25 protein-coding genes and 1 pseudogene are annotated in these 21,730 nt (G+C 71.7%); 13 read left to right on the top strand and 13 right to left on the bottom strand.

Translation table 11 applies throughout. The features are described 5' to 3' along the window. Positions 1 to 1,147, bottom strand: a pseudogene (locus QQZ14_RS12380) (hypothetical protein); the annotation flags it as partial. Positions 1,148 to 1,193: 46 nt separating this feature from the next. Beyond that, a complete protein-coding gene (locus QQZ14_RS12385; RefSeq protein WP_284534627.1) occupies positions 1,194 to 1,550 on the bottom strand; it encodes a DsrE family protein in 357 nt (118 codons plus the stop codon). Positions 1,551 to 1,573: 23 nt separating this feature from the next. Here QQZ14_RS12385 and QQZ14_RS12390 point away from each other — a divergent pair, with 23 nt between their 5' ends. The 3 genes from QQZ14_RS12390 to ygfZ are packed head-to-tail and all read left to right on the top strand — an operon-like array spanning position 1,574 to position 3,549. Continuing rightward, positions 1,574 to 2,068 (top strand): FABP family protein, encoded by a 495-nt coding sequence (locus QQZ14_RS12390; protein WP_284534628.1) that lies wholly within the window; start codon positions 1,574 to 1,576, stop codon positions 2,066 to 2,068. Further along, positions 2,065 to 2,487, top strand: a complete 423-nt coding sequence (locus QQZ14_RS12395) for a Fur family transcriptional regulator (RefSeq protein WP_284534629.1) — start codon at positions 2,065 to 2,067, stop codon at positions 2,485 to 2,487. The genes QQZ14_RS12390 and QQZ14_RS12395 overlap by 4 nt, the downstream gene beginning before the upstream one ends. A 54-nt stretch (positions 2,488 to 2,541) precedes the next feature. After that, on the top strand, positions 2,542 to 3,549 hold the full coding sequence (gene ygfZ, locus QQZ14_RS12400; RefSeq protein ID WP_284534630.1) for a CAF17-like 4Fe-4S cluster assembly/insertion protein YgfZ: 1,008 nt from the start codon (positions 2,542 to 2,544) through the stop codon (positions 3,547 to 3,549). Here the strand turns inward: ygfZ and QQZ14_RS12405 are convergent. The 4 genes from QQZ14_RS12405 to dtd form a co-directional block, all read right to left on the bottom strand. Further along, positions 3,546 to 4,325, bottom strand: coding sequence for a class I SAM-dependent methyltransferase (locus QQZ14_RS12405; RefSeq protein ID WP_284534631.1), 780 nt, complete (start codon positions 4,323 to 4,325; stop codon positions 3,546 to 3,548). The two genes, ygfZ and QQZ14_RS12405, sit on opposite strands and share 4 nt — an antisense overlap. Positions 4,326 to 4,380: 55 nt before the next feature. After that, complete coding sequence (gene mshD / locus QQZ14_RS12410) at positions 4,381 to 5,190, bottom strand: mycothiol synthase (protein ID WP_284534632.1); 810 nt, start codon at positions 5,188 to 5,190, stop codon at positions 4,381 to 4,383. 22 nt (positions 5,191 to 5,212) lie between these two features. Then, a complete protein-coding gene (locus tag QQZ14_RS12415) occupies positions 5,213 to 6,475 on the bottom strand; it encodes an HNH endonuclease signature motif containing protein (RefSeq protein WP_284534633.1) in 1,263 nt (420 codons plus the stop codon). A gap of 220 nt (positions 6,476 to 6,695) precedes the next feature. Next, a complete protein-coding gene (dtd, locus tag QQZ14_RS12420; RefSeq protein WP_284534634.1) occupies positions 6,696 to 7,121 on the bottom strand; it encodes a D-aminoacyl-tRNA deacylase in 426 nt (141 codons plus the stop codon). 32 nt (positions 7,122 to 7,153) lie between these two features. On the opposite strand from dtd, the gene QQZ14_RS12425 reads away from it, so the two are divergent. Next, positions 7,154 to 7,990, top strand: a complete 837-nt coding sequence (locus tag QQZ14_RS12425; RefSeq protein ID WP_284534635.1) for a 3-keto-5-aminohexanoate cleavage protein — start codon at positions 7,154 to 7,156, stop codon at positions 7,988 to 7,990. Positions 7,991 to 8,004: 14 nt separating this feature from the next. On the opposite strand, the gene QQZ14_RS12430 is transcribed toward QQZ14_RS12425, so the two are convergent. Beyond that, complete coding sequence (locus QQZ14_RS12430; protein ID WP_284534636.1) at positions 8,005 to 8,745, bottom strand: response regulator transcription factor; 741 nt, start codon at positions 8,743 to 8,745, stop codon at positions 8,005 to 8,007. Positions 8,746 to 8,832: 87 nt separating this feature from the next. Between QQZ14_RS12430 and QQZ14_RS12435 the strand changes: the two genes are divergently transcribed. Beyond that, positions 8,833 to 9,135: a MoaD/ThiS family protein gene (locus tag QQZ14_RS12435; protein WP_284534637.1), complete on the top strand. Its 303-nt coding sequence runs from the start codon at positions 8,833 to 8,835 to the stop codon at positions 9,133 to 9,135. A gap of 57 nt (positions 9,136 to 9,192) precedes the next feature. On the opposite strand, the gene QQZ14_RS12440 is transcribed toward QQZ14_RS12435, so the two are convergent. Then, the gene (locus tag QQZ14_RS12440; RefSeq protein WP_284534638.1) at positions 9,193 to 9,624 is read right to left on the bottom strand and encodes an Hsp20/alpha crystallin family protein; all 432 of its coding nucleotides are present in this window, start codon (positions 9,622 to 9,624) and stop codon (positions 9,193 to 9,195) included. Positions 9,625 to 9,973: 349 nt separating this feature from the next. On the opposite strand from QQZ14_RS12440, the gene QQZ14_RS12445 reads away from it, so the two are divergent. Then, on the top strand, positions 9,974 to 10,267 hold the full coding sequence (locus QQZ14_RS12445; protein ID WP_284534640.1) for a MerR family transcriptional regulator: 294 nt from the start codon (positions 9,974 to 9,976) through the stop codon (positions 10,265 to 10,267). Here QQZ14_RS12445 and QQZ14_RS12450 read toward each other — a convergent pair. After that, positions 10,241 to 10,669 carry a VanZ family protein gene (locus QQZ14_RS12450; protein ID WP_284534641.1) on the bottom strand — a complete coding sequence of 143 codons (429 nt, stop codon included), beginning with the start codon at positions 10,667 to 10,669 and terminating at the stop codon, positions 10,241 to 10,243. The two genes, QQZ14_RS12445 and QQZ14_RS12450, sit on opposite strands and share 27 nt — an antisense overlap. Before the next feature lie 339 nt (positions 10,670 to 11,008). Between QQZ14_RS12450 and QQZ14_RS12455 the strand changes: the two genes are divergently transcribed. The 5 genes from QQZ14_RS12455 to QQZ14_RS12475 all read left to right on the top strand — a co-directional run bounded on the left by QQZ14_RS12455 (position 11,009) and on the right by QQZ14_RS12475 (position 14,913). Further along, a complete protein-coding gene (locus QQZ14_RS12455; RefSeq protein WP_284534642.1) occupies positions 11,009 to 11,350 on the top strand; it encodes a thioredoxin family protein in 342 nt (113 codons plus the stop codon). Between the two features lie 229 nt (positions 11,351 to 11,579). After that, positions 11,580 to 12,041 carry a DUF4395 domain-containing protein gene (locus QQZ14_RS12460; protein WP_284534643.1) on the top strand — a complete coding sequence of 154 codons (462 nt, stop codon included), beginning with the start codon at positions 11,580 to 11,582 and terminating at the stop codon, positions 12,039 to 12,041. A gap of 326 nt (positions 12,042 to 12,367) precedes the next feature. Continuing rightward, on the top strand, positions 12,368 to 13,216 hold the full coding sequence (locus QQZ14_RS12465; RefSeq protein ID WP_284534644.1) for a sulfurtransferase: 849 nt from the start codon (positions 12,368 to 12,370) through the stop codon (positions 13,214 to 13,216). Positions 13,217 to 13,366: 150 nt separating this feature from the next. Next, positions 13,367 to 13,663 carry a DUF1416 domain-containing protein gene (locus tag QQZ14_RS12470; protein WP_284534645.1) on the top strand — a complete coding sequence of 99 codons (297 nt, stop codon included), beginning with the start codon at positions 13,367 to 13,369 and terminating at the stop codon, positions 13,661 to 13,663. A gap of 320 nt (positions 13,664 to 13,983) precedes the next feature. After that, positions 13,984 to 14,913, top strand: a complete 930-nt coding sequence (locus QQZ14_RS12475; protein WP_284534646.1) for a hypothetical protein — start codon at positions 13,984 to 13,986, stop codon at positions 14,911 to 14,913. Between the two features lie 75 nt (positions 14,914 to 14,988). Here the strand turns inward: QQZ14_RS12475 and cysN are convergent, their stop codons facing one another. The 4 genes from cysN to cysC form a co-directional block, all read right to left on the bottom strand. Further along, complete coding sequence (cysN, locus tag QQZ14_RS12480) at positions 14,989 to 16,296, bottom strand: sulfate adenylyltransferase subunit CysN (RefSeq protein WP_284534647.1); 1,308 nt, start codon at positions 16,294 to 16,296, stop codon at positions 14,989 to 14,991. Next, complete coding sequence (gene cysD / locus QQZ14_RS12485) at positions 16,296 to 17,210, bottom strand: sulfate adenylyltransferase subunit CysD (RefSeq protein ID WP_284534648.1); 915 nt, start codon at positions 17,208 to 17,210, stop codon at positions 16,296 to 16,298. The genes cysN and cysD overlap by 1 nt, the downstream gene beginning before the upstream one ends. A 99-nt stretch (positions 17,211 to 17,309) precedes the next feature. Next, the gene (locus QQZ14_RS12490; protein ID WP_284534649.1) at positions 17,310 to 18,317 is read right to left on the bottom strand and encodes a sulfite exporter TauE/SafE family protein; all 1,008 of its coding nucleotides are present in this window, start codon (positions 18,315 to 18,317) and stop codon (positions 17,310 to 17,312) included. Further along, a complete protein-coding gene (gene cysC / locus QQZ14_RS12495; RefSeq protein WP_284534650.1) occupies positions 18,314 to 19,552 on the bottom strand; it encodes an adenylyl-sulfate kinase in 1,239 nt (412 codons plus the stop codon). Before cysC ends, QQZ14_RS12490 begins: the two co-directional genes overlap by 4 nt. A 156-nt stretch (positions 19,553 to 19,708) precedes the next feature. Between cysC and QQZ14_RS12500 the strand changes: the two genes are divergently transcribed. Beyond that, complete coding sequence (locus QQZ14_RS12500; protein ID WP_284534651.1) at positions 19,709 to 20,647, top strand: S8 family serine peptidase; 939 nt, start codon at positions 19,709 to 19,711, stop codon at positions 20,645 to 20,647. 10 nt (positions 20,648 to 20,657) lie between these two features. Further along, on the top strand, positions 20,658 to 21,629 hold the full coding sequence (locus tag QQZ14_RS12505; RefSeq protein WP_284534652.1) for an asparaginase: 972 nt from the start codon (positions 20,658 to 20,660) through the stop codon (positions 21,627 to 21,629). The last annotated feature ends 101 nt before the right edge of the window (positions 21,630 to 21,730 follow it).

The raw sequence follows: 21,730 nt of genomic DNA on the forward strand, positions 1-21,730 counted from the left end.
GCGCGGCCTCGGTGCGGGCGCGGGCGGCCTCCTCGGCCTCGGCGCGGGCGGCGTGGGCGGCCTCGGCGAGCCGGGTCTGCTCGGCGGCGGCCTCCTCGGCGGCGGCCCGGGCGGCCGCGTGCTCCTCGGCGGCGGCCTCGGCGGCGGCGCGGGCCTCGGCCTGCGCGGCGGCGCGCTCCTCGGCGGCCTGTCGCGCCTGGGCGCCGGCGGCGAGCTGCTCCTCGTGCTGGCGGGCGGCCTCGGCGAGGCGCTCGTCGTACGCCGCGGCCTGGGCCTCGGCGCGCTCGATGGCGGCCTGCTCGGCGGCCTCGCGGGCGACGGTGGCGGCGGCGACGCGTTCCTCGGACGCCGCGGCCTGGGCCTCGGCGCGCTCCACGGCGGCCTGCTCGGCGGTCCGGCGCTCCTCGATGGCGGCGGTCAGCTGGGCGGCGACCTCCTGGGCCCGGGCCTCGGCGGCGCCGCGCTCCTCGTGGGCGGTGCGGGCGGCCTCGGCGGCCTCGCGGGCGGCCTGGTCGGCGGCCTCGCGGGCCGACGTCGCGGCGGCGGCCAGCTCGACCTGGGCGCGGGCGGCCTCCTCGGCCTCGGCGCGGGCGGTGGCGGCGGCCTCGGCGCGAGCCTCGGCCTCGCGGGCGGCCTCCTCGGCGGCGGTGCGGTCGACGGACTGCTGGGCGGCGGCCTGCTCGGCGGCGAGGCGCAGCGCGGTGGCGACCTTGGCGGTCTCGACGAGCTTGCGGGCGCCCTCCTCGGCCTCCTGGCGGCCGCGGACCGCCTCGGTGGCGAGCTCCTCGAGGCGGGTGCGCTCGGCCGCGTGGGCGGCGCCCTCCTCCTCGGCGGCCCGGCGCGCGTCGTACGCCTCCTGGGCGGCGGCCGCGTGCTCGGCGGCCCGCTGGTCGGCCTCGATGCGGGCGAGCGCGGCGTCGCGGGCGGACTCCTCGGCGACCAGGCGCTCGGCGGCCTGCTCGGCCGCGGCCTGCTCGGCGCGGCGGCGCAGCTCGGCGGTGCGCTCGATCGCGGCCTCCAGGTCGGCCGGGGACCGGTGCGCCGACGGCTCGGCTGCGCTCGGCCGCTGCTCGGTCGACGCTGCCTCGTAGGACTGGTCCTGCTTGCGTTGCCACCACCGGGTGGGGTTGGAATCGTTCGCGTCCATCACCCGTGAGCCTAGGGGTTGCTGGGACCGATGTGGTGTCGAATCCTCAGTAGACCAGCGCCTGCACCTCGGGCGCGAGCACTTCCTCGACGTACGCCGCCGCCCCGGCGATCCGGACCCCGTCGAGCAGGTCGGCCGGCGTGAGCTCGCGGCGGGCCGCGCACTGGGTGCAGACGGTCACCTGACCGCCCGCGGCGACCGCCGCGACCAGGTCGGCCGCGGGGCTCGCCTGCGGCAGCGCGAACCCGCCGCGCCCGGCCCCCAGCCAGGCCGCCTCCCCGGTCAGCCACAGGCTGACGTCGGCACCCGCGCTGAGCGCGGTCGCCGCGACCGTGAGCCCTTGGTTGGCGCGCTCCGGGTCGTCGGCTCCGCAGGTGACCTTGACGACGAGTGGGCGAGGCATGTGTCCCACCCTAGAGTGGCCCCATGCCGTTCGAGCTCCCCGACAACCTCCACCCCGACTGCGCTCCCGTGGCCTGGATGCTGGGCCGATGGGGCGGCCGCGGGCACGGCGACTACCCGACGATCGACAAGTTCGAGTACGGCCAGGAGCTGGTCTTCACCCACGACGGCCGCCCGTTCTTCCACTACTTCGCACGTGCCTGGATCGTCGACGAGTCCGGCGAGAAGGTCCGCGAGGCCGCGCAGGAGTCCGGGTTCCTGCGCTGCCGCCCCGAGGGCAAGATGGAGCTCCTGCTGAGCCACAACACCGGCTTCGTCGAGGTGTGGCACGGCGAGGCGGGCGACGGCAAGCTGGAGCTGGCGACCGACGCGGTGGTGCGCACCGAGTCCGCGAAGGAGTACACCGCCGGCAAGCGGCTCTACGGCAACGTCGAGGGCGACCTGCTCTACGCCTACGACATGGCCGCGATGGGCCAGGCCCTGCAGCCACACCTGTGGGCGAGGCTGGTCCGCCAGTGAGCGAGGAGCTGGCGGCCAAGCTGCGGGAGCAGGGCTACCGGCTCACCCCGCAGCGCCAGCTCGTGCTGCGCGCGGTCGAGAAGCTCGGCCACGCCACCCCCGACGAGGTGCTCGCCGAGGTGCACGCCCAGTCGAGCGCGGTCAACGTCTCCACGATCTACCGCACGCTCGAGGTGCTCGAGGAGCTCGGCCTGGTGCGGCACGCGCACCTGTCGGACCGCGCGCCGACGTACCACTCCGTGACCGACCACGAGCACTTCCACCTGGTCTGCCGGAATTGCCACAAGGTCGTCTCGGTTGACCCAGAGGTGGTCGCGCCGCTGGCCGACCGGCTGATGCGCGAGCAGCGGTTCGTGATCGACGTCGGCCACCTGGCGGTCTTCGGCCGCTGCACCGACTGCGATGAGCACGGTGGTTGAGGTGCCAGGAGCGCCAGCGACGAGCCTCCACACCACTATCAAGGAGAGACGCCCATGAGAAGCCCGCTGCTCGACCTGCCCGGCGCCGTCGCCGGCGACGGGATCGACCGTGACGTGGCCGCCCACTACGGCTCGTTCAACGGCGAGCAGCGCACGCTGGAGTCAGGTCAGGGCTTCGTCGACCTCTCCCACCGCGACGTCATCCGCGTCTCCGGCCCCGACCGGCTGACCTGGCTGCACTCGCTGACCACCCAGCACCTCGAGTCGCTGGCCCCCAAGGTGTGGACCGGCGTGCTGATCCTCAGCCCGCAGGGGCACGTCGAGCACGCGTTCTTCGGCTACGACGACGGCCTCGGTGACGAGGGAGCGTTCACCGCGCACACCGAGCCCGGGGCGGCCGCCGCGCTCGTGGAGTTCCTGGACCGGATGCGCTTCATGATGCGCGTCGAGGTCGCCGACGTGACCGCCGAGCTGGCCGTCACCTGGCGCCCGCGCCCGACGCAGGTTGAGGTGCGAGCGGAGGGAGCCTCGAGACCGGAGTCGCCCTACGACAACTACGAGATCGTCCCCCGCGACCGGCTCACGACGTACGCCGAGGCCGCCGGCCCGGCGTGCGGCCTGTGGGCGTTCGAGGCGCTGCGCATCGCCCGCGGCGAGCCGCGCCTGGGCCTCGACACCGACCACCGCACGATCCCCAACGAGGCCGGCTGGATCGGCCCCGCCGTCCACCTGGACAAGGGCTGCTACCGCGGCCAGGAGACCGTGGCCCGGGTGCACACCCTGGGCCGGCCGCCGCGGCGGCTGACGCTGCTGCACCTGGACGGCTCGGAGAACCGGCTGCCGCCGGTCGGCGCGGACCTGCTGATGGGCGACCCCTCCGACGGCAAGGTGGTCGGCTTCGTCGGCACCTCGGCCCGCCACCACGAGCTCGGCCCGATCGCGCTGGGGATGGTCAAGCGCAACGTCCCGCTCGACGCGACCCTCACGGTCGACGGCATGCCCGCCGCCCAGGAGGTCCTCGTCGACCCCGAGGTGGGCCTGCACGTGCGACCGCTGCGCTAGTCGTTCGCCCTGCCTGTCCTGCGGAGCGCGGGCACCCGTGGGAAGCGTCGGGGTCGAGTGCTGGTGCAGACGTAGACCTCGGTCATCTCGCCGAGGATGCCGTGGTGGTGATCGTGGAATCGCACGACGTGGACGTCGAGCCCCGACCACTGGTGGATCAGCTCCGGCAGGTCGTAGCCGTAGCGGAAGGTCACCAGTGACCCATGGTCGTCCACCGGGTTCCCGTGGTATTCCGGCGCGGCGAGGTGTTCGAGGGAGCCGTCAGGGAGGTACCGGGCGCGGCGCTCGCTCTCGACCTCGGCCTTGTACGTCGGGACCGTGAACACATAGGAGCCACCCGGTGCGAGTGTCCGGGCGACCTCCCGTAGCACCTGGTCGGGCTCGTTGACGTGCTCCATGACGTCGAGGGTGATGACGAGGTCGAAGGAGTCGTCGGCGAAGGTCTGTCGCTCGAGGTTCTCGTTGCGGAAGCCCTGCACGGTCGCGCCCAGCGGCTCGGTGGGGAAGAACTGGGTGGGCAGGTAGCGCCGGCACTCCCGGGCCAGCTTTGGCGAGATCCCCCGCTGCGCGGGGGAGGACTCGTGGATGCGGGCGCGGCGCCAGCCGCGGAACGAGCGCGACAGCACCAGTGCCAGAGCGCGCTCTCGGGGAACGGACCCGCAGCCAGAGCAGACCAGGTCCTCGCGGTACCAGGAGCTGACCGAGGTGAACCTGGCGTCTGCCTCGCAGATGGGGCAGTGGCCCGCGGCCTCGTAGACGAAAGCGCTCTGGCTCATGCCGCGGGAGTCTAGGTCGCTCTCACCGTCTGAGGACTGTCGGTGCGACGCGCTGTCAGCGCCGGTACCTCACGTGCGTGTCGTCCGCCGCGTGCGCGAACCCGAGCCGGGAGTAGACCGCGATCGCGGGGGCGTTGTCGGACTCGACGTACAGCAGCACCTCGCGCACCCCCCGCGCGGCGAGGTGGTGCAGCCCGGCCAGCGTGAGCACCTTGCCGAGGCCGCGGCCCTGTGCGGCCGGGTCGATGCCGACGACGTACACCTCCCCGAGGTCGGGGGAGTGCTGCTTGGTCCAGTGGAACCCCAGCACCCGGTGGCCGTCGACCGCGAGCAGCAGCCCGGCGGGGTCGAACCACGGCTCGGCCATCCGCTCGGCGAGGTTGGCCGCGTCCATCGACCCCTGCTCGGGGTGGTGGGCGAACGCCGCGGCGTTGATGCGCAGCACGTCGCCGGCGTCGGCGGGCTCGTAGCCGCGCACCTCCAGCCCGGGCGGTACGACGAGCCCGGGAAGCGGCTCGGCCATCGGCCGCCGCATCACCCACAGCTCCCGCACCCGCTCGAAGTGGTGCGAGCGCGCCAGCGCGGCCGCGGCCGGGTGGTCGCCGTGCGACCACGCCTCGATGCCTCCGGGGCGCGCGGCGAGGACGGCGTCGAGCAGCGCCGCGCCGATCCCGCTGCCGCGGCGCTCGGGGTGCACGATCAGGCTCAGCTCGTCGCCGATCACCAGCGCGAACCCGCCCTCGCGCTGCCACGACCGCACCCGCTCGGGGTGGTGGCGCAGCGCCAGCCAGGTCGCCTCGTCCAGGGGGGCCGCCCCGTCCGCGGCCTCCGCGGCCGCGGCGATGTCGTCGATGTGGTCGAGCACGACTCGACCCTAGGGGTTCGGCCTAGGGCCGCAGCGAGAACCTGACGTCGCCGTTGGGCAGCCGCTCGACGGCGTACCGATCGTCGTGCACGCGGTGATGGTGGTGGTGGCAGAGCAGCACGCCGTCGTCGAGGTCGGTGCGGCCGCCGGCGGACCAGGCGAGCCAGTGGTGTGCCTCGCACCAGGTGCCGGGGATCTCGCAGCCCTCGGCGCGGCAGTGCCGGTCGCGCAGCAGCATCGCCTTGCGCTGGGCGGCGGAGAACAGCCGCTGGGAGCGGCCGAGGTCGAGGACCTCCGAGCGCCCGCCGAGCACGGCCGGGATCAGCTTGGCGGTGCACGCGAGGCGGCGGGCCTCGCCGGCGGTGATCCGTGTCTCGGGGGTGTCGCCACCCGGCACTCCGGCGCCGCCGAGCACCTCGGCGGTGCCGAGGTCGCGGCGCAGGCTGTCGAGGTCGATGGTGATCATCACCGTGGTCGCGTCTCCGCCGTGCAGCGGCAGGCGGGTGGGGTCCACCGCCTCGAGGAGCTGGCAGAACGCCTGGCCGAGCCGGCGCGGGTAGGGCAGCCGGTCGAGCGGGTCGCCGCCGTCGGGGGCGCTGTCGTTGTTCTTGCGCGGGTTGGTGAACGCCTCGAGGTACGTCGCCAGCCGGGTCGCGACCGCGTCGGGCACCAGACCGGTGATGCGGGTGGTGCCGTCGCCGCACCGGCGCAGCCCCAGCCGGGTCTGGCGGTGTGCCTCGGCCTCGAGGGCGGCCAGCCGCCGGGCCTCGACCTCCTCGGCGATCTCGGGCGCGACGACGTCGAGGATGCGCTGGGCCAGGCGGGCGAGCTGTCGGGGGCTGAAGTCGTGGGCGTGCCCGACCAGCACCTCCTCGGCGCGGGTCATCACGTCGGCCGGGACGTCGCGGGGCAGCCGCCCCAGGGTCCCGGCGATCACCCGGGCCTGGGCCACGGAGCACTCGCCGTCGCGCAGCGCCCGGGCCAGGATCGTCCAGCGCCGGTCGAGGGCGGTGCCGAGGGCCAGGTCGGCGCGGGCGTCCTCGAGGCGGACGTGGGCCTCCGCGGCCAGCCACTCCGCGGCGTCGTGGGCGGCAGTGCGCTCGGCCACGTCGCCGGCGTCGGCGAGGATCCGCATCTGCAGCTCGCGGAGCCGGGCGTCGGCCCTGGCCAGCTCGCGCAGTGCGGTGGCTTTGTCGTCGGGGGACATGAAGGTCGGGTTGACGTCCGCGACCGACTTGAGCGCCACGTCGATCGCGCTCGTGGCGTCGAGCACCGGGTGTGTCATCGGACCTCCTCCCGCACGGCAGCTGGCGACCTGAACTGATGGTCGCCGCTCCTGGAGGCCCGATCTCGAGCTATTACGTCACCCTCGCGGCTGGCGATCCCACCTGGCGCGCAAGGCCTCGGAGAGGTCGGCGTGGTGACGAATCGCTTGCGCCGAGCCTAGCGAACGGGTCTAGACCAGTCAACCCCTCGACGAGACTTCTTGAGGAAAGCTCGGCGGCCTACCGCTCGAGGATCAGCGTGACCGGGCCGTCGTTGACCGACTCCACCTGCATGTCGGCGCCGAACACGCCCCGCTCGACGTGTGCGCCGAGCCGGGCGAGCTCCGCGCAGACCGCGTCGTACGCCGGCTCGCCGACCGGCCCGGGCGCCGCGGCCTGCCACGTGGGGCGCCGGCCCTTGCGGGCGTCGCCGTACAGCGTGAACTGGCTGACCACGAGCACCGGTGCGCCGACGTCGGAGGCGGACCTCTCCTCGCGCAGCAGCCGCAGGTCCCAGACCTTGCGGGCCATCCAGGCGATCTCGGCCGGCCCGTCGGTGTGGGTGATTCCGAGGTAGACCAGCAGCCCCGGCTCGTCGATCGCGCCGACCACCTCGCCCTCGACGCTGATGCTCGCCCGCAGGACACGTTGGATCACCGCTCGCACGCGCACAGTCTGCCTCTGGCACGATGCGGATCGTGCCGACGACGTCACCCGACCAGATCCTCATCACCGTCGCGCCCACCGGCGCCGAGACCACCAAGGAGGACTGCCCGCAGCTGCCGACCACCCTCGAGGAGCTCGTGCAGGCCGCCCAGGAGTGCGAGGCCGCGGGAGCGGCGATGGTCCACGTCCACATCCGCGACGCCGACCACCGCCCGACGCTCGACCCGACCCGGCTCGTGGACACCGTCCAGGCGCTGCGCGAGCAGACCGGCCTGGTGGTCCAGCTCTCGACCGGCGGCTCCGTCCACGACCCCCTGGACGCCCGGCTCAAGGTGCTCGACGCCCAGCCCGACTCGTGCAGCCTGACGATGGGCACCACCAACTTCGGCGACGACGTCTTCTCCAACCCGTGGCCGTTCATCTGCGAGCTCTACCAGCTCAGCCAGGAGCGCCAGGTGGTGCCGGAGTTCGAGCTGTTCGACCTGGGCCACGTGCACGCGCTGCGCCGGCTGCTCGACACCTACGGTCTGCCGTACGGCGGCAAGGTGCACTGCGACTTCGTGATGGGCGTGCCGGGCGGGATGCCGGGCACGGCGCCGGCGCTGGTCGCCGGGGTGGCGCTGCTGCCCGAGGAGGTCACCAGCTGGTCGGCCACCGGCATCGGGCGCAGCACGCTGCCGGTGATGTTCGCGGCGCTGTCGATGGGCGGCCACCTGCGCGTCGGCATGGAGGACGTGCTCACCCTGGCCCGGCGGGTGCCGGTGGCGCGCAACGCCCAGCTGGTCGAGCGCGCGGTGGGTGCGGCGGCGCTGGCACAGCGGACCCCGATGTCCCCGGCCGACGCACGGGCCCTGATCGGGCTCGCCTGAGGCTTGGCTCCGGCTCAGGCGTCCTGGGCGACCGGCGCGGCCTCGCGCGCGTCGGCGGCGACGGCCTTCTGCTCCTTGGCCGGCAGCACGAAGCGGTAGCCGACGTTGCGGACCGTGCCGATCAACGTCTCGTTCTCGGGGCCGAGCTTGGCGCGGAGCCGGCGTACGTGCACGTCGACGGTGCGGGTGCCGCCGAAGTAGTCGTAGCCCCACACCTCCTGCAGCAGCTGCTGACGGCTGAAGACCCGGCCGGGGTGCTGGGCGAGGAACTTGAGGAGCTCGAACTCCTTGAACGTGAGGTCGAGCGGCCGGCCGCCGATCTTGGCGGTGTACGTCGCGTCGTCGACGAGCACCTCGCCGGAGCGGATCACGTGCGAGTCGGGGTCGTCGGCGTCGCGGCGGGCGGCGAGCCGGCCGATCGCGAGCTTGATCCGCGCCTCGAGCTCGGCGGGACCGCAGGTGTGCAGCACGACGTCGTCCATGCCCCAGTCGTGGAGCACCACCGCGAGCCCGCCCTCGGTGCAGACCAGCAGCACGGGTACGTCGGTGCCGGTGGTGCGGATCAGCCGGCACAGATCGCGGGCGTGGGCGAGGTCCTGGCGGCCGTCGACGAGCAGGAGGTCGGAGTCGGGGGCCTCGAGGAGGGCGCTGCCCTCGGACGGCAGGATCCGGACCTGGTGGCCGAGCAGCGACAGCGCGGGCAGGACCTCCGCGGACGGCTGGAGGGCGCTGGTGAGAAGCAGGAGCGTGCTCATGACTGGTCTCCTCCCGATGACGGGGCGGGGACCGAAACGCAACGCTGGGCTTCGGCCGGAATCCTTGGTGGGGAACAATACCGTCACATGGGCGTCGTATTGGATCCTTCCAAGCGAAATGAGATCGACACCATCCGGGTCCACTACTGGGCCGCGGCCCGGTCGGCGGCCGGCACCTCGGGCGACGACCTGCCCGTCGACGGCCCGATCACGCTCGCGGAGGTGCTCGCCCGGGCGATCGCCCTGCACCCCGGCACCCGGCTCCCCGAGGTGCTCGCGATCTGCTCCACGCTGGTCGGCGACCGGCCCGTGAACGCCGAGGACCCGGGTGACGTCCTCGTGTCACCCGGGTCCTCGGTGGAGTTCCTGCCGCCGTTCGCCGGCGGCTGACCGCCACGGCGGTTGAGGTGCGAGCGGAGCGAGCCTCGAAACCCCGTGGCCTCAGGGTCACGCCTCGATCGCGGTCCGCTCGGTGTCGGACGAGCCGACCTGCACCTCGATCTTGCGCGGCTTGGCCTTCTCGGCGACGGGGACGACGAGGCGCAGCACGCCGTCGCTGTACGCCGCCTCGATGTGCTCGAGGTCGAGGTTGTCGCCGAGGACGAGCTGGCGGCTGAACATGCCGCGCGGCCGTTCGGAGGCCAGCGCCTCCCAGTCCCCGTTGCCCGGCACCCGCTCGGCGCGCACGGTCAGCACGTTGCGCTCGACGTCGAGGTCGATGCTCTCCTTGCTGACGCCCGGCAGGTCGAACTCGATCACGAAGCGGTCACCCTCGCGCCAGGCATCCATCGGCATCACCGCGGGACGGTTGGTGGTGCCGAAGATCTGCTGGGTGAGGCGGTCGAAGTCACGGAACGGGTCCGTGGTGCGCAGCAACATCACATGTCCTCCTGGTTCTGGATGGATCCGGTCGAGGGTCTCGGCCTCGGTGGTCGAGCTTGTCGAGACCCCTCATCTGTATCAGTCGTTATAGGTTTCATATATTCCACATGCGAGGCAAAATCAAGTCCTGACACGGTGGTTGAGGAGGTTGCGCAGCAACCGTCTCGAAACCACGACACGGTGGTTGAGGTGCGAGCGAAGCGAGCCTCGAAGCCACGACCCGGTGGTTGAGGTGCGAGCGAAGCGACACAACACGGTGGTTGAGGTGCGAGCGAAGCGACACAACACGGTGGTTGAGGTGTGAGCGAAGCGAGCCTCGAAACCACCCCCAGAGGAAGGCGACAGAATGACCGACAAGTCCCGCGGCGTGTTCGCGATCTCGGTCGCCGCCGACATGGTCTCGATGCAGATCCAGAACCTGCGCGTCTACGAGCGCCGCGGCCTGGTCGACCCCGACCGCACCCCCGGCGGCACCCGTCTCTACAGCCCCGACGACATCGACCGGCTGCACCGCATCCGCGAGCTCCTGGCCGACGGCCTCAACCTGGCCGGCATCGCGCACGTGCTCCACCTCGAGGACCGGGTGCGCCGGCTGGAGGTCGAGGTCGGGCGGCTACGAGGCCGGTCGAACCAGCCGTGAGCCGATCCCGACGACCAGCGCTCCACCGAGACCGCCGAGCGTGTTCGCCACCACGTCCGCCGTGGCCACCGTCCGATCCGGCAGCAGGAGACCCTGGGTCAGCTCGACCGTGCAGGAGATGAGGAACGTGTACGCCGTCCACCCCCGCCACCCGGCCCGCGGCCACACCAGCGACCCGAGGGCGGAGACCGGCATCAGGATCAGCGCATTGCACACGAACTCGACCCGCGACTGGGTGAGGAAGCGCTCGGGCACCCCGACCCAGGTGCCGACCTCGCCCAACCACGACGCCGCCTCGGACTGGCGGCCCGAGGTCGGGGCGAGCAGCACGACGGCCAGGGCAGCGGAGTACGCCGCGAGCGCGATCACGAACACCCAACGGTGCCGCCCTGACGTGTTCACGGGGTCAACCCTCGCAGGTGGTGGCGGAATGGCCGGCCGCTGGTGCGGGTTGGGATCGGTATGAGCGCCGGAGCATGGATCGCGATCGCGGCAGTCGTGGTGGCGGTGGCCTTCGGGTCCTACCGCGCCCTCACGGACGGCCGCTTCCGCGGCACCCACCGGGTCCGCCATGTCGACGACCCGGCGGTCGGGGAGGGAGCCCCGGTGGTGGAGGTGCGAGGAGCGCCAGCGCCGGATGGCTCCCCGGTGGTGGAGGTGCGAGGAGCGCCAGCGCCGGATGGCTCCCCGGTGGTTGAGGTGCGAGGAGCGCCAGCGCCGGATGGCTCCCCGGTGGTTGAGGTGCGAGGAGCGCCAGCGACGAGCCTCGAAACCACCTGGACCCACGTCACCGCGGCCCTGCCCGACGCGATCTTGGGGGAGAAGGCGACCCTGGTGCAGTTCTCCTCGGCGTTCTGCGCCCCGTGCCGCGCGACCCGCCGCACGCTGACCGAGGTCGTCGAGGTCGTCCCCGGCGTGGAGCACCTCGAGGTCGACGCCGAGCACCACCTCGACCTGGTGCGGGCGCTCGGCGTCCTGCGCACGCCGACCACGCTGGTGCTCGACGCGTCGGGCCGCGAGGTGACCCGGGCGACCGGTGCCCCGCGCAAGGAGCAGGTCATCGCCGCACTCGGCCAGGCCTGATCGTCCATCATGTGGACTCGCGTCTCGCATAGCAAGACGGCGGCTGGGAAGCGGGGATGTTCGGTCCCTACTCTCGTCCCTATGTTCTCGACCATGCTGACCAAGCGCCGCGCAGTGGACCACTGCCGCACGCGCTCGTCGCTGTGTCGAATGCGCTGACGTAGGCCGCGCCTCTCCGCTCGGAGTGCCGGCCCGTTCCCACGCCGCCGCACTCGACAGCAGGAGAGACATGTCCACGATCGCTCAGTCACACCCCGGTTCGACCGTCGCCGCAGGGATCGACCCGCGCGGCCCGCAGTTCGCCGCCACGCTCACCTCGGTCGCCCTGATCGTGGTGCTGCTCCTCGCCCCGGACCCGGCCGCGGTCACCGTGCTCGCGCTCCAGGCCGCCGTGTTCGCCGTCGGCGCCGCCCGCGGCGTGCAGCACACGCCGTACGCCTGGCTGTTCCGCACGCTGGTCCGCCCGCGGCTCGCGGCCCCCGCCGACCTCGAGGACCCCGCGCCGCCGCGGTTCGCCCAGACCGTCGGCCTCGGCTTCGCCCTGATCGGGCTCGTCGGCTTCCTCGCCGGCCTCGACGTTGTCGGCCTGGTGGCGACCGGCTTCGCGCTGGTCGCCGCGCTGCTGAACGCGATCTTCCGCTTCTGCCTCGGCTGCGAGCTGTACCTCCTGATCCGCCGCCTCGGTGGTTGAGGTGCGAAGCGAACGGCCTCGGTGGTTGAGGTGCGAAGCGAACCGAGCCGACCGCGGTGGTTGAGGTGCGAGCGAAGCGAGCCGACCGCGGTGGTTGAGGTGCGAGCGAAGCGAGCTGACCGCGGTGGTTGAGGTGCGAGCGAAGCGAGCTGACCGCGGTGGTTGAGGTGCGAGCGAAGCGAGCCTCGAAACCACCACCTGGCCCGATCGGTGGTTGAGGAGGTTGCGCTAGCAACCCTCTCGAAACCACCGCACCCGAACGCCGACCTCAACCCAGCAACCCACACAGACCCCGCAGCCCGAGCTGCACGAGAAAGGTAGACACCATGAGCCGCGAGAACTCCCTCGTCACCGCCCAATGGGTGGAGGAGCACCTGGACGACCCGAAGGTGGTGCTCATCGAGGTCGACGAGGACACCAGTGCCTACGACAAGGGCCACATCAAGGGCGCCATCAAGCTCGACTGGACGACCGACCTGCAGGACCAGGTCCGCCGTGACTTCGTCAACAAGGAGCAGTTCGAGGCGCTGCTGTCGGAGCGCGGCGTCGCCAACGACGACACGGTCGTGCTCTACGGCGGCAACAACAACTGGTTCGCCGCCTATGCCTACTGGTACTTCAAGCTCTACGGCCACGAGGACCTCAAGCTGCTCGACGGCGGCCGCAAGAAGTGGGAGCTCGACTCGCGCGAGCTCACCAACGAGCTGCCCACCCGCGACAAGACGTCGTACACCGCCACCGAGCAGGACGCCTCGATCCGCGCGTTCCGCGACGAGGTCGTGGCCGCGATCGGCACGCAGAACCTCGTCGACGTGCGCAGCCCCGACGAGTACGCCGGCCGGCTGCTCGCCCCGGCCCACCTCCCCCAGGAGCAGGCCCAGCGCGCCGGCCACATCCCGACCGCCGCGAGCGTCCCGTGGAGCAAGGCCGCGAACGACGACGGCACGTTCAAGTCCGACGACGAGCTCAGGCAGATCTACAGCGACGCCGGCGTCGACTGGGACAAGGACACGATCGCCTACTGCCGCATCGGCGAGCGCTCCTCGCACACCTGGTTCGTGCTCAAGGAGCTGCTCGGCCAGCAGAACGTCAAGAACTACGACGGCTCGTGGACCGAGTACGGCTCGCTCGTCGGCGTCCCGGTCGCCCTGGGCGACGAGCCCGGCCAGCCCTGACCCGACCGCGCTGGTTGAGGTGCGAGCGCAGCGAGCCGCCCCGGTGGTTGAGGTGCGAGCGAAGCGAGCCACACGGTGGTTGAGGTGCGAGCGAAGCGAGCCTCGAAACCACCATCCGATCGACAACCCCGAGAAAGAGAAGGATGAACCATGTGCGGAGCAACTGAGGGCGGACTCTCCCTCGACGGCATCGACGTCAAGAAGGAGGCCATCGTCCAGGGCCAGGTGCTCCGCGACGGTGAGCCGGTGCCGAACGCCTACGTCCGGCTGCTCGACCGCACCGGTGAGTTCACCGCCGAGGTCCCGACCTCGGCGACCGGCCACTTCCGGTTCTTCGCCGGCGACGGCGAGTGGACGCTGCGCACCCTCGCGCCCAAGGCCGACCCGGTCGACCAGGCCGTCCATGCCGCCGTCGGCACCGTCGCCGAGGTCGTCGTCGCGATCTGACGACGGCGGCGTCGGGGCCGCTCCCGACGTCGCTGCGGCCTAGACCACGAGTGGTGCCGGTCTAGGCCGCAGCGACGTCACCAGCGCTGACGCCGGGTCCCCCGGATCGCTACGAGCGCGCTCGAGCCCACACCTCCTTGTGCTCATCGGCAGATCTGCCTGCTGACTTGAGCCATTTCTCGATCGACTTGTCAGGCCGGGTGCGACGGCCGGTGCCCGATGCCCCTGTCAAGGGGCTTTCGGCTGTTTGTCGATAGCCGCCCGGGCGTGCGGAGGCAGGCCTAGATTCCCCAACGTTCTGGACATACGAGCTTGGGGGAATGATGAAGTTGAGTTTCAAGTCAGGGATCGCTGTCGTTGCGGCTGCGGGGCTGCTCACCGTCGGCGGGACCACGGGCGCTGTAGCCGCGAAGCTGATCGACGGGGACCGCATCAAGGACGGGACCGTCTCCGGCGCCAAGCTCGAGCAGAACGCGGTCGGCAGTCGTGAGCTGTCCCCGAACAGCGTCGGCAAGAACCAGTTGAAGGACGGGGTCCTCGATGGCCTCACGGGGGAGAAGGGCGACCCCGGTGAGCAGGGGCCTGCCGGAGCGCAGGGTCCCGCCGGAGCGCAGGGCGAGCAGGGACCGGCCGGACCACGAGGCGAGCAGGGTTCCACCGGAGCGCGAGGCGAGCAGGGCCCGGCTGGTCTGCCCGGTGCCAACGGCGCGAACGGTGCCCAGGGCCCGAAGGGTGACACCGGGGCGACCGGTGCCCAAGGTCCCCAGGGTGTCCCGGGCCCCCAGGGCCCCCAGGGCCCGGCCGCGAGTGACGTGAAGGGCGGGCTCGCGGACAGTCTCGACGGCGCCCCGACGGTGATCACCGACATCGGCGGGACGTTCGGGAAGTTCACCGGGACCGTGCGCGCGACGCCCCTCGGCACCATCGAGCTGCCGACGGCAGGCACCTATGTCGTCACCGGCGACGGGTTCTTCACCTCGACGTCCGCCGTCACCGGCAAGACCCGCCTGCAGCTGGCGCTGCGAGTCACTGACGGGTCGGACTGGGGCAAGGACTTCGGCACCTGCTTCACCGGCGCCACCAGCCCTCTCGTCAACCGCGAGGCCACCTGCAGCACCACGCGGACCGTGACGGTCACGGGCGCGACGACCGTGCGCGCCTACGGATTCGGCTACGCCGACGACCAGGGAGCTGCCGACAGCGGGAAGTTCATGGGTGCGGCCTACGTGACCGCGATCCGCGTGGGCTGACTCACAGAACCTACGCGAAGGGGCCCCGCCGGCATCGGCGGGGCCCCTTGGCGCGTGGTCAGGAGATCGTAGGAATCAGCTGGCCGAGTTGATCATCCCGGCGCCCACGGTCACGCCCGTGGCCTCGTCGATGAGGATGAACGATCCGGTGGTCCGGTTCTTCGAGTACGGGTCGCACAGCAGCGGCACGGTGGTGCGGAGCTGGACGCGGCCGATCTCGTTGAGGCCGAGCTCCTTGGTGTCCTGGTCGCGGTGCAGGGTGTTGACGTCCAGGCGGTACTGGATGTCCTTCACCAAGGCGCGCGCCGAACGGGTGGTGTGCTTGATCGCGAGCTTCTGGCGCGGGCGCAGCGGCTCGTTGGTCATCCAGCAGATCATCGCGTCGATGTCCTGAGAGGGCTTGGGCGCGTTCGCGGGCCGGGCGATCATGTCGCCGCGGGAGACGTCGACGTCGTCCTCGAGGCGGACGGTCACCGACATCGGCGGGAACGCCTCGGTGACCTCCTGGTCGAACAGGTCGATGCCGGCGATCTTGGAGGTCATGCCGCTGGGCAGCACGACGACCTCGTCGCCCGGCTTGAGCACACCGCCGGCGACCATGCCGCCGTAGCCGCGGTAGTCGTGGTACTCGTCCGACTTGGGGCGCACGACGTACTGCACCGGGAAGCGGACGTCGACCAGGTCGCGGTCGGAGGCGACGTGCACGTGCTCGAGGTGGTGCATGAGCGTGGGGCCGGAGTACCAGCTCATCTTCTCCGACCGGTTGACGACGTTGTCGCCCTGGAGTGCCGAGATCGGGATGACCTCGAGGTCGGGGATGTTGAGCTTGGTCGCGAACTGGGTGAACTCGTGGTGGATCTTCTCGTAGACGTCCCTGGAGAAGTCGACGAGGTCCATCTTGTTCACCGCGAGCACCAGGTGCGGGACCCGCAGCAGCGAGAGGATCACCGCGTGCCGGCGGGACTGCTCGGTGAGGCCCTGGCGGGCGTCGACGAGGACCAGGCCCAGGTCGGCCGTCGAGGCGCCGGTGACCATGTTGCGGGTGTACTGCACGTGGCCGGGGGTGTCGGCGATGATGAACTTGCGCGTCGGGGTCGCGAAGTAGCGGTAGGCCACGTCGATGGTGATGCCCTGCTCGCGCTCGGAGCGCAGACCATCGGTCAGCAGCGCGAGGTCGGTGTAGTCGTAGCCCTTGGACTGGCTGGTCGCCTCGACGGCCTCCAGCTGGTCCTCGAAGATCGACTTGGAGTCCAGCAGCAGGCGCCCGATCAGCGTCGACTTGCCGTCGTCGACCGAGCCGGCGGTCGCGAAGCGCAGCAGGTCCATGGTGCGGATCTGCTCGGCCTTCTGCGCCTGGGTGAGACCAGCGGTGTGGTCGCTCATCAGAAGTAGCCTTCCTTCTTCCGGTCCTCCATGGCGGCCTCGGAGAACCGGTCGTCGCCACGGGTGGCGCCGCGCTCGGTGACGCGGGCGATGGCGACCTCGTCGATGATCTTGTCGATGGTGTCGGCGTCGGACTCGACACAGCCGGTCAGCGTGAGGTCGCCGACGGTGCGGAACCGGACGGTGCGCTCCTGGACGGTCTCGCCGGCGCGCAGCGGGTTGAAGTCGGACTCGGTCAGCAGCATCCCGTCGCGCTCGAAGACCCGGCGCTGGTGGGAGAAGTAGATCGAGGGGATCTCGATGCCCTCGCGGCCGATGTAGTGCCAGATGTCCAGCTCGGTCCAGTTGGAGATCGGGAAGATCCGCATGTGCTCGCCCTGGTGGATGCGCCCGTTGTAGAGGCTCCACAGCTCGGGGCGCTGCATCTTCGGGTCCCACTGGCCGAACTCGTCGCGGTGGGAGTAGACGCGCTCCTTGGCGCGGGCCTTCTCCTCGTCGCGGCGGCCGCCACCGAAGGCGGCGGTGAACGCGCCCTCCTCGAGGGCGTTGAGCAGCGTGCCGATCTGGAGCCGGTTGCGGCTGGTCTTGCCGTCGTCGACGACGATGCCGTCGCGGATCGCGTCTTCCACGCTGGCCACGATCAGGCGAGCGCCGAGCCGGTTGACCCACGAGTCGCGGCAGGCGAGCACCTCGGGGAAGTCGTAGCCGGTGTCGACCTGCAGCACCGGGAACGGGATCTTCGCGGGGTAGAACGCCTTCTCGGCGAGCCGCAGCATCACGATCGAGTCCTTGCCGCCCGAGAACATCAGGACGGGCTTCTCGAACTCGGCGGCGACCTCACGGAAGATGTGGATCGACTCCGCCTCCAGCTGGTCGAGCTGACTCAGCTGGTAGTCGGCGTGGGTTTCGGTCATGACTGACAGGGGGCCTCTCGTCGGGACAGCAGCCCACATCGTAGCCGTGGGGGCGATCGCACCTTCAATCCGACCGGGGGACGGCTTGCTCGGCCTGCGTCAGGTCTTCCTGCGGGCTTCCCCCGACGGCGACTGCATGCGCGACCGCCTGCCGTACTCGAGCTCGTAGACGTACGGCGCGCCGAACATCGGGAGGCCCTGCTGCTTTCGCAGCAGCCCCCAGACGATCGGCAGCAGCACGACCATCGCCAAGCCGGCCGCCACCACGAGCATCGGGCTGTCGTAGGTGGCGAACGGACCCTGGTGGGCCTTCTGCAGCAGGGCGAGGGCCGACATGGTGAGTACGACGACGATCGCGCGGCGGATGATCGACTGCGGAACCCGTGGGGCGAGGCGGCTGCCGAGGATCGTCGCGGGCACCGAGCCGAGGGTCAGCGGGATCACCAGGTCCCACTCGAGGCCGTGGAGGGCGATGTTGGAGATCGCTGCGGCCATGACCAGTGGGATGCCCTGCACCATGTCGGTGCCCACCAGCCGCGTCGCGTGGAGCCCGGGATAGAGCGTGAGGAGGGCGATCATGATGACCGAGCCCGCCCCGACGCTCGTGATGCCGACCAGGAGGCCGCCGAGCACGCCCACCACGACCGTCGCCAGCGGTCGGACCGTCGGGTCGGGGTGGTGGGCGGCGCCTCCGGCGCGCACGCGGCGGAGGTTCAGGTAGAGCCGGATGGCGTAGGTGGCGGCGGCCAACAGCAGGGCACACCCGATCGCGACCTTCAACGCGGTGTCGAGGTCGTCGGGGTCGACGATCCACGAGATCGCGTACGGCCCCACGAACGCGGACGGCACCGAGCCGATCACCAGCCACTTGGTGATCTCCATGTGCGCCGAGCCGGTCCGCGCGTACACGATCGCCCCCCCGGTCTTCGACACCGCTGAGGCGACCAGGTCGGCGGTGACGATCGCCGAGGTGTGGCCGACGCCGAGGAAGATCAGGGCGGGCGTCATCAGCGCACCGCCGCCCATCCCCGTGAGGCCGACGACGATGCCGACGAGGAATCCGGCGGCGAGGATCGAGAAGAACGTCGTGGTGATCAGGTCGTTCATCGGGCGGACTCCGGGGCCCCGACCACCGTGTCGCCGGTGAGGTCGAGATAGCCGGTGTCGCGCAGCGCCACGAGCACGTCGTCGAGGGCGTCCTCGATCGTGCGTCCGGTGGTGTCGACCCGCACGTCCGCGTCCTGTGGTTCCTCGTACGGCGAGGAGATGCCGGTGAACTCGGGGATCTCGCCGCGCCGGGCCTTCGCGTAGAGCCCCTTGCGGTCGCGTCGTTCGCACTCCTCCAGCGGGGTCGCCACGTGGATCAGGAAGAAGGCGCCGCCGGCCTCGTCGACCATGGCCCGCACCTGCTGGCGGGTCGCGTCGAACGGCGCGATCGGGCTGCAGACCGCGACGCCGCCGTGGCGGGAGATCTCGGCGGCGACCCAACCGATGCGGCGGATGTTGGTCTCCCGATCCTCCTTGGAGAACGTCAGGCCCGCCGACAGGTTCCGACGTACGACGTCACCGTCCAGGCTCGTCACCGTGCGACTGCCGTGCTCGAGGAGCCGGTCCATGAGCGCACGCGCCAGCGTGGACTTCCCGCTGCCCGACAGGCCGGTGAAGAAGAGGACCAGGCCCTGCTCATCGGGGGCGGGCCGGTCGAACGCGACGATCTCGGCGATCTCGGGTGGATAGTCCCCCGAGGGGTCGTCGGTGACGCCGACGAGCGGGTCGTCGCCCGCATAGTTGCCGGCCACCTGGAGTCCGAGGTCGTGATCGACGTCTGCCTCGCCGTGGGAGGCGAGCGGGACCGCGACCACGTCGGCCTGCGGGAGTCGAGCCGCGGCGGCGATCGAGGCGCGCAGCAGCGCGACGGGGGAGAGGGCTGCGGTGCCGTGGCCGACCAACGGCAACAGCACGACCGGGCCTGCGGCCGACAGGGCCGTGATCTGAGGTTGGGTCAGCGCGTCGACGACGGCCACGAACGTGCGTCCGGCGTACTGCTCTCGGGTCTGAGCCGGCGTCAGGTAGTGACGTCGAAAGGGGCCGTACTGGGTGTGCGTGAGCGGCTCGATGGTGCCGCCGGGCACCTCCACGTGCGCGAGCGGCAGTCCCTCGGGGTCGACCAGTTCCACGGCCCCGGCTGCCGCCGCGGCTGCGGCGACCTCGTCGGGCAGGTGGAGGGTGATGGGACTTCCCGGCTCGTTGAAGACGACCGTGGGGGCGAGTGCGCCGTTGACCAGCAGCTCGAGGTCGTCGAGCTCGCGGGGCGTCGGGCAGTACTGCGGGGGCTGGACCACACAGGCATCCTAGGGATGGAGCCTGGCGCGTTCCGGAGCCCACCGGTCGAACAGGTCCGGCGTCGTGGCCGGACGGCTCAAGGAGCAGTGCGATATGCCGAACAAGACAGCATGTCGGCGAGCAGGTGGGGAGCAGCACTCGGTGCTGTGTTGGCCGTGACGTGCCTGCCGCCGGCTGCCGCCTCGGGCCCGGATGTCCCGTACATCTACTACCACGACGTCGGCAGGGCCGCCGCGCGCAAGCACCACGAGCAGTGGGCCCTCGGCGCCGTGCGTGCTCGGCAGGCTTGGCAGGTCAGCCGCGGACGGGGGGTGACGGTCGCGGTGGTGGACTCGGGCATCGGCCCGACCCGGGAGCTCGAGGGCCGCGTCTCGCGGACGGTCAACCTGGCTGGGCCGACCACCAGACGGACCGATCTGCAAGACCACGGCACCGCGGTGTCCTGCGTGATCTCCGCCGGCGCGGATCGACCGGGGCTGAAGGGCATCACGGGGATCGCGCCGGCAGCCAAGCTCATGTCCGTGCGGGTCTTCGGTGCCTCTGGCGTCGCTTCGACCTCGCGCGTGGCGCAGGGCATCCGCTGGGCGGTCAACCACGGCGCCGACATCGTGAACGCCAGCTTCGAGGACCGGGACAAGCCGGTGCTCCGCTCGGCGGTCCGATACGCCCTGCGCCGGGGGGTCGTCGTCGTGGCCGGCGCCGGGAACGAGGGCGACGTGGGCAGCCCTCCTCAGTACCCCGCGGCCTACCCGGGGGTCATCGCCGTGGCCGCCGTGACTCCGGATCTGAAGCGTGCCGACTTCTCCAACGAGGGCGCCTACGTCGACGTCGCCGCACCGGGGTCGCACATCCTCTCCTGCGACCCCTTCGACACCCTCAGCTACTACGAGGGCACCTCGCTGGCGACGCCGGTGGTGACGGGCGTCGTCGCGCTCGTGAAGTCCGTCCGGCCGCGGCTCGGACCGGCGGGCGTCGAGAGGCTCCTGCGCCGTACGGCGCGCGATCTGGGACCGGCCGGCCGGGACGACTCCTACGGCTGGGGTGTGGTCGACGCCGCGGCTGCCCTGCGAGCGGCCACCGCGCGGCCTCGTTAGCCTGCGCACCATGACCTTGCCTGTCGTCGCGGAGATCGTCCGGTCCGGGTTCGTCGAGGGCCACCACTACGGCTCCGTGGTCGCGCTCGCGGCCGACGGCGCGGTCGACTGGTCCGTGGGCGACGTCCATGCGCCGGTGCTGCCGCGCTCGTCCAACAAGCCGGTCCAGGCCTTGGGCATGGTGCGACTCGGGCTCGACCTGCCGCCCGACCTGCTCGCGCTCGCGTGCGCGTCGCACTCGGGGGAGCCGTTCCATCTCGACGGCGTACGACGCATCCTCGCCTCGGCCGGGCTCGAGGAGTCGGCGCTGCAGACGCAGGCGGACTATCCGCTCGACGACGTGGAGCGCGACGCGGTGCTGCGGGCCGGAGGTGGTCGTACGTCGCTGCACATGAACTGCTCCGGCAAGCACGCGGCGATGCTCGCGACGTGCGTGCTGCGGGGCTGGGACACCGCGACCTACCTCGCCGTCGACCATCCCCTGCAGGTCGCGATCCGCGCGACGTTCGAGGAGCTCACCGGCGAGCCCGCCCAGGTCGCGGTGGACGGCTGCGGCGCCCCACTGCTGTCCACGTCGCTCGTCGGTCTCGCCACCGCGTTCCGGAGGATCGCCCTCGGGCTCGACGGCTCCGACCGGCCCGACGGCGCCAGCGCTCGCATCGCCACCGCGATCCGACAACACCCGGAGATGGTGTCGGGCACGCGCCGCGACGAGCGTGCGCTGCTCACGGCGATCCCGGGCGCGATCGGGAAAGCGGGTGCGGAGTCGTGCTACGTCGTGGCGCTGCCCGACGGGCGGGCGTTCGCGCTGAAGACCGACGACGGGGCGGCTCGGGTGCGTCCGGTGGTGATGGCGGCGGCGCTCGTGCGAACTGGTGTGGACCGTGAGGCCGGCGTGGACGGTGAGGCCGTGCGGCGTACGGGCCTGGCGCCGCTGCTGGGTGGCGGGCGGCAGGTGGGGGAGATCCGGGCCGTGATCTGAACGCTGCTGATGAGGGCTGTCTGCTCGGTCCGGCGGTGGTGGTTTCGAGGCTCGCTTCGCTCGCACCTCAACCACCGTGTGCGCCCGTGTGGAACGATCGG

This window comes from Nocardioides sp. T2.26MG-1, assembly GCF_950101795.1.
GTDB lineage: Bacteria > Actinomycetota > Actinomycetes > Propionibacteriales > Nocardioidaceae > Nocardioides.